The 6,002-nt window shown below is 44.7% G+C and carries 10 protein-coding genes; all 10 read right to left on the reverse strand.

The features are described from left to right. Positions 1-10 precede the first annotated feature (10 nt). Complete coding sequence (gene rplV, locus Phpb_RS05485) at positions 11-343, reverse strand: 50S ribosomal protein L22 (protein ID WP_011148790.1); 333 nt, start codon at positions 341-343, stop codon at positions 11-13. Between the two features lie 14 nt (positions 344-357). Beyond that, positions 358-636 (reverse strand): 30S ribosomal protein S19, encoded by a 279-nt coding sequence (rpsS, locus tag Phpb_RS05490; protein WP_011148791.1) that lies wholly within the window; start codon positions 634-636, stop codon positions 358-360. 14 nt (positions 637-650) lie between these two features. After that, positions 651-1,475, reverse strand: coding sequence for a 50S ribosomal protein L2 (gene rplB, locus Phpb_RS05495; protein WP_036781895.1), 825 nt, complete (start codon positions 1,473-1,475; stop codon positions 651-653). A 19-nt stretch (positions 1,476-1,494) separates the two neighbouring features. Next, positions 1,495-1,797: a 50S ribosomal protein L23 gene (rplW, locus tag Phpb_RS05500; protein WP_021322796.1), complete on the reverse strand. Its 303-nt coding sequence runs from the start codon at positions 1,795-1,797 to the stop codon at positions 1,495-1,497. After that, positions 1,794-2,399 carry a 50S ribosomal protein L4 gene (gene rplD / locus Phpb_RS05505; RefSeq protein ID WP_036814875.1) on the reverse strand — a complete coding sequence of 202 codons (606 nt, stop codon included), beginning with the start codon at positions 2,397-2,399 and terminating at the stop codon, positions 1,794-1,796. The genes rplW and rplD overlap by 4 nt, the downstream gene beginning before the upstream one ends. Before the next feature lie 16 nt (positions 2,400-2,415). After that, a complete protein-coding gene (gene rplC / locus Phpb_RS05510) occupies positions 2,416-3,045 on the reverse strand; it encodes a 50S ribosomal protein L3 (RefSeq protein ID WP_036814876.1) in 630 nt (209 codons plus the stop codon). A gap of 32 nt (positions 3,046-3,077) precedes the next feature. Continuing rightward, entirely contained in the window at positions 3,078-3,389 is a 312-nt protein-coding gene (gene rpsJ, locus Phpb_RS05515; RefSeq protein ID WP_001181005.1) for a 30S ribosomal protein S10, read from the reverse strand. A gap of 296 nt (positions 3,390-3,685) precedes the next feature. After that, complete coding sequence (bfr, locus tag Phpb_RS05520; RefSeq protein ID WP_036814877.1) at positions 3,686-4,162, reverse strand: bacterioferritin; 477 nt, start codon at positions 4,160-4,162, stop codon at positions 3,686-3,688. Positions 4,163-4,238: 76 nt separating this feature from the next. Next, positions 4,239-4,433 carry a bacterioferritin-associated ferredoxin gene (gene bfd, locus Phpb_RS23550; protein WP_046393852.1) on the reverse strand — a complete coding sequence of 65 codons (195 nt, stop codon included), beginning with the start codon at positions 4,431-4,433 and terminating at the stop codon, positions 4,239-4,241. Positions 4,434-5,070: 637 nt separating this feature from the next. After that, a partial coding sequence (tuf, locus tag Phpb_RS05525) for an elongation factor Tu (protein WP_065389512.1) occupies positions 5,071-6,002 on the reverse strand: 932 nt, incomplete at its 5' end.

Raw genomic sequence — 6,002 nt, forward strand, 5'->3', positions numbered from 1 at the left:
CTCCAGAGTCTCAGCGATCGGACACAACCACAGTAATGTGGCTGCTGCGCTTCAGGATGCGATCTGCACGACCTTTTGCACGAGGCATAATACGCTTCATGGTCGGGCCTTCGTCTACGAAAATCTTCGTGACCTTCAGATCATCAATGTCAGCACCATCGTTGTGTTCTGCATTAGCAATAGCAGACTCAAGTACTTTCTTCACTAAACCAGCAGCTTTCTTATTGGTATAGGTCAGAGTTTCCAGAGCTTGCGACACTTTCTTACCGCGAATCAGGTCAGCTACAAGGCGAACCTTCTGAGCAGAAGAACGAGCGTGGCGATGTTTAGCGATAGTTTCCATCTCTTCCTCCTACCTTAGCGCTTTTTAGCCTTTTTATCGGCCGCATGGCCGCGATAAGTACGGGTCGGCGCGAATTCACCTAGTTTATGACCAACCATTTCGTCGGAAACAAAAACTGGTACATGCTGACGACCATTATGGACAGCGATGGTCAAACCGATCATGTTAGGAAAGATCGTTGAACGACGGGACCAAGTCTTGATAGGCTTTTTGTCTCCGCTTTCCACCGCTTTCTCTACCTTCTTCAGCAAGTGCAGGTCAATAAATGGACCTTTCTTGAGAGAACGTGGCATGGTTTATCCTCTAATTATTTTTTAGTACGGCGACGTACGATGAACTGATCAGTACGTTTATTACTACGGGTCTTCTTACCTTTAGTTTGAACACCCCAAGGAGTTACAGGATGTTTACCAAAGTTACGACCTTCACCACCACCATGTGGGTGATCTACCGGGTTCATCGCCGTACCACGAACGGTAGGACGAATGCCACGCCAGCGACTTGCACCAGCTTTACCCAGAACGCGTAGCATATGTTCTGCATTGCCAACTTCACCTAAAGTGGCGCGGCAATCAGACAGAACTTTACGCATTTCACCAGAACGCAGACGCAAAGTTACATAAGAACCGTCACGAGCAACGATCTGAACGTATGCACCAGCAGAACGAGCCAACTGACCACCTTTACCCGGCTTCATTTCTACGTTATGTACGGTAGAACCAACAGGGATATTGCGCATTGGCAATGCGTTACCAGTTTTGATAGCTGCATCAGCACCAGATTGGATTTGATCACCAGCTTTCAGACCTTTAGGTGCAAGGATATAACGACGTTCACCATCTTTATACAGAACCAGGGCGATATTCGCTGAACGGTTTGGATCATATTCCAAACGCTCAACTACAGCAGGGATACCATCTTTATTACGTTTAAAGTCAATCAAACGATAGTGCTGCTTGTGGCCACCACCAATATGACGAGTGGTAATACGGCCATTGTTGTTACGACCACCGGTTTTGCTGCTTTTTTCCAGCAATGGAGCATAAGGTTTACCCTTATGCAGCTCAGGGTTAACCACTTTAACAACGTGGCGACGGCCCGGAGACGTAGGTTTACATTTAACAATTGCCATTGTTCTTTACTCCTCCGACTTACTCTGCACCACCGATGAAGTCCATATTCTGGCCTTCCTTCAGTGTGACGTAAGCTTTTTTCCAGTCGCTACGACGACCAATACGCTGACCGTGACGTTTAGTTTTGCCTTTAACCAGCAAAGTGTTAACACCTTCAACTTCGACTTCAAACAGTTTCTGCACAGCAGCTTTGATTTCTGCTTTAGTCGCGTCTTTCGCAACTTTGAGAACGATGGTGTTGCTCTTCTCCATCGCAGTAGAAGCTTTTTCAGATACGTGCGGTGCGCGCAGTACTTTCAGCAGACGTTCTTCACGGATCATGCCAGCATCTCCTCAACTTGCTTCACAGCATCAGCAGTCATAACCACTTTATCGAAGGCGATTAAGCTAACTGGATCAATACCAGCTACATCACGAACATCAACCTTGTACAGGTTGCGAGCTGCTAAGAATAAATTCTCATCAACTTCATGAGTGATAATCAGCACATCTTCCAGAGCCATATCTTTCAGTTTCTGAACCAGAAGCTTGGTTTTAGGAGCTTCTACAGAAAACTTCTCGACAACGATCAAACGATCTTGACGTACCAGTTCAGACAGGATGCTCTTTAAAGCACCACGGTACATTTTCTTATTAACTTTTTGACTGTGGTCCTGTGGTTTAGCTGCAAAAGTTACACCACCAGAGCGCCAAATTGGGCTCTTAATAGAACCAGAACGTGCACGGCCAGTGCCTTTCTGGCGCCATGGTTTCTTACCTGAACCAGAAACTTCAGCACGGGTTTTCTGAGCACGAGTACCTTGACGTGCACCAGCTGCGTAAGCAACAACTACTTGATGCACAAGCGCTTCATTGAAATCACGCCCGAAGGTAGTTTCGGAAACAGTCAGCGCGCCTTGCGCGTCTTTCATTACCAATTCCATTCCTATCTCCTCGACGTTACGCCTTGACAGCCGGTTTTACGATCAGGTTGCCGCCAGTTGCACCTGGAACAGCACCTTTGACCAGCAGCAGGTTGCGCTCAGCGTCAACACGTACTACATCTAGGCTTTGAACAGTTACACGTTCATTACCCAGTTGGCCTGCCATTTTCTTGCCTTTAAATACCTTGCCCGGAGTTTGGTTCTGACCGATAGAACCCGGAACACGATGAGACAAAGAGTTACCGTGGCTAGCATCTTGGGTACGGAAGTTCCAGCGCTTAACAGTACCAGCAAAACCTTTACCTTTAGATGTACCAGTAACGTCGACTTTCTTAACGTCAGCGAAAATCTCAACGCTAATACTTTGACCTACAGCATATTCTTCGCCTTCAGACAGACGGAATTCACGCAGGATACGGCCAGCTTCAACGCCAGCTTTAGCGAAATGACCTGCTTCAGGTTTGTTTATACGGTTAGCTTTTTTGCTACCAGTAGTAACCTGAATTGCACGATAACCATCACTATCCAGATCTTTAACCTGAGTCACACGGTTATCTTCAATTTCGATAACAGTTACAGGGATAGAAACGCCATCTTCAGTGAAGATACGAGTCATACCCACTTTTTTACCGACTAAACCAATCATTGTTTCAACCTCTCAATCGTTCAATGACCTGATTAACCCAGGCTGATCTGCACGTCTACACCGGCAGCCAGATCCAGACGCATCAGAGCATCAACGGTTTTCTCGGTTGGCTCAACGATGTCAACCAGACGCTTGTGAGTGCGAATTTCGTACTGATCACGCGCATCTTTATTAACATGCGGAGAAATCAGAACGGTAAAACGCTCTTTACGAGTCGGCAGCGGGATCGGACCACGAACCTGCGCACCAGTACGCTTAGCGGTCTCGACAATTTCCGCAGTTGATTGATCGATCAAACGATGATCAAATGCTTTCAGGCGAATACGGATTCTTTGGTTCTGCATGAGACCAGAGCTCCAACTATTTTATAAACGTAAATAATTACTCCTCGTACCCATTTCGATTGATGAGAGAGTGTAATCGTTCAATATATAACCCCCCTATCGGGAGTATTTTAAATGGCAGCAAAGCAATACTGCACATTTACTGGTTATCAAACCAGACTTACACATAAGTAAGACCGCATATTATACGCAAATCAATTAACAAAGCAAGATACAGATGAAGATTTGTCCGGAATAGAGTCAAAGGAGCATGAAACAAGATGCCCTAACTTAATAGATAGGGCATTTTTTCGTACCTATTCTCCTTCAAGGATCTGTGCTTGAGTGTAATTTTGAATCCCCATACGTTCAATTAATTCAAATTGAGTTTCCAACCAATCAATGTGTTCTTCTTCTTCATCTAGGACATCAATCATCAAATCACGGCTAACATAGTCATGAATCGAATCAGCATAAGCAATCGCTTCTTTCAAATCTCTAGCTCCCTGCAATTCGAGCTGTAAGTCAGATTTGAGCATTTCTTCGATATCTTCTCCGATGTTAAGTTTTCCTAGATCCTGCAAATTAGGAATTCCTTCAAGAAAAAGGATACGTTCGATGTACCTATCAGCATGCTTCATTTCATCGATAGATTCATGATATTCCTTATCATTCAGGCGAGTAAGGCCCCAGTTTTTGAACATCCGGGCATGTAGAAAATATTGATTAATTGCAACAAGCTCATTTCCAAGAAGTTTGTTCAAATGAGCAATCATTTTTTTATCACCTTTCATAGTTCACTCCTCCGCTTCCAGTACTTAAAGTGTAGTACCTATTCCGCAGAGTAGTAGTAAACTTATCTCTTTTTTATCAAGCAACGTTATCTATCTTAGGCAGCTGTGCAATTTCCTCATTAATTAGCTCTCGGGCTTGGCGTATGCATTTGCCACAATCACGGCCTACAGGCACAATACGTTTTAGTTCTCTAATAGAGTGAATATGATGTTGACGCACCGCGTTACGTATTGTTTTGTCACTCACCGCATTACATAGGCAGACATACATAAATAACACTCTCTGGTACACATTATAGCGCATATTAAATAATAATGAGTCTCATTTCAATAATCATTCGCATTTTAATTTTCTAATTCAGGTTCTCCCAAATATCCTTTAGCTTCGTTAAATGGGAGTAGTTCTCTCATTTATATAATATTTTGATTATTAATACTTTTATCCCTATCGGGAACTTTCTTAAACTTATTCCATCCTAAAACTATCTCCTGCATCAGCAACTTTTTTCGTTAGGGCATACCAACAAATGCAGAACAAGCATGAGTCAGATATTACTCCTGTATATAAACTCATCTAAGTTTGAAGGCAAATGTTTATTCGGGAAAATCACGGGTTGGGGGTTGGTTACCACTAACGCATTCTACAGATGAATGATAAATATATACTCTAAGAATACCTAGCAGAACAGCCAGATAACGATAACACCACTAGGAACAAACGGCCGAAATCAAAAAATTAAGACACTAAGAGATAACCGAATGGGATGGTTCATACAGGGAATTTAAGGAAAGGTGATATCAATTAAAACACTGACTAACAGACACCCAGTGTAACACAACCAAGTGTCTGTCCTAAAACAAGTCAGAATACAAATCTGTCCTAAAGTTAAGTACTTAACTCTTAGCTATTAAGCAATAATTTTAGCAACAACACCAGCACCTACAGTACGGCCGCCTTCACGGATAGCGAAGCGTAAACCCTGGTCCATTGCGATTGGCGCAATCAAGGTCACTTTCATCTGAATGTTATCACCTGGCATCACCATTTCCACGCCTTCTGGCAGCTCAATTGTGCCGGTTACGTCAGTTGTACGGAAGTAGAACTGTGGACGATAGCCTTTGAAGAATGGCGTATGGCGGCCACCTTCGTCTTTGCTCAGAATATAAACTTCTGATTCGAAAGTGGTGTGTGGCTTGATTGAGCCTGGTTTTGCCAGTACCTGACCACGTTCGATTTCGTCACGTTTGGTACCACGCAGCAGAACGCCAACGTTCTCACCCGCACGGCCTTCGTCCAGCAGTTTACGGAACATTTCTACGCCAGTACACGTGGTTTTCGTTGTGTCTTTGATACCAACGATTTCCACTTCTTCACCCACTTTAACAATACCGCGCTCTACACGACCGGTTACCACGGTACCACGACCTGAAATCGAGAATACGTCTTCGATTGGCAGCAGGAATGGCTGGTCAATCGCACGCTCTGGTTCTGGGATGTAGCTGTCCAGCGCTTCTGCCAGCTCCAGGATTTTGCTTTCCCACTCGGCATCGCCTTCCAGCGCTTTCAGCGCAGAACCACGGATAACCGGAGTATCGTCGCCTGGGAAATCGTACTGAGACAGCAGCTCACGCACTTCCATCTCAACCAGTTCCAGCAGCTCTTCATCGTCTACCATGTCACATTTGTTTAGGAATACGATGATATAAGGAACGCCTACCTGACGACCTAACAGGATGTGCTCACGAGTCTGTGGCATTGGGCCGTCAGTCGCAGCAACTACCAGGATTGCGCCGTCCATCTGAGCCGCACCGGTGATCATGTTTTTCACATAGTCGGCGT

The organism is Photorhabdus namnaonensis (assembly GCF_001684335.1).
GTDB lineage: Bacteria > Pseudomonadota > Gammaproteobacteria > Enterobacterales > Enterobacteriaceae > Photorhabdus > Photorhabdus namnaonensis.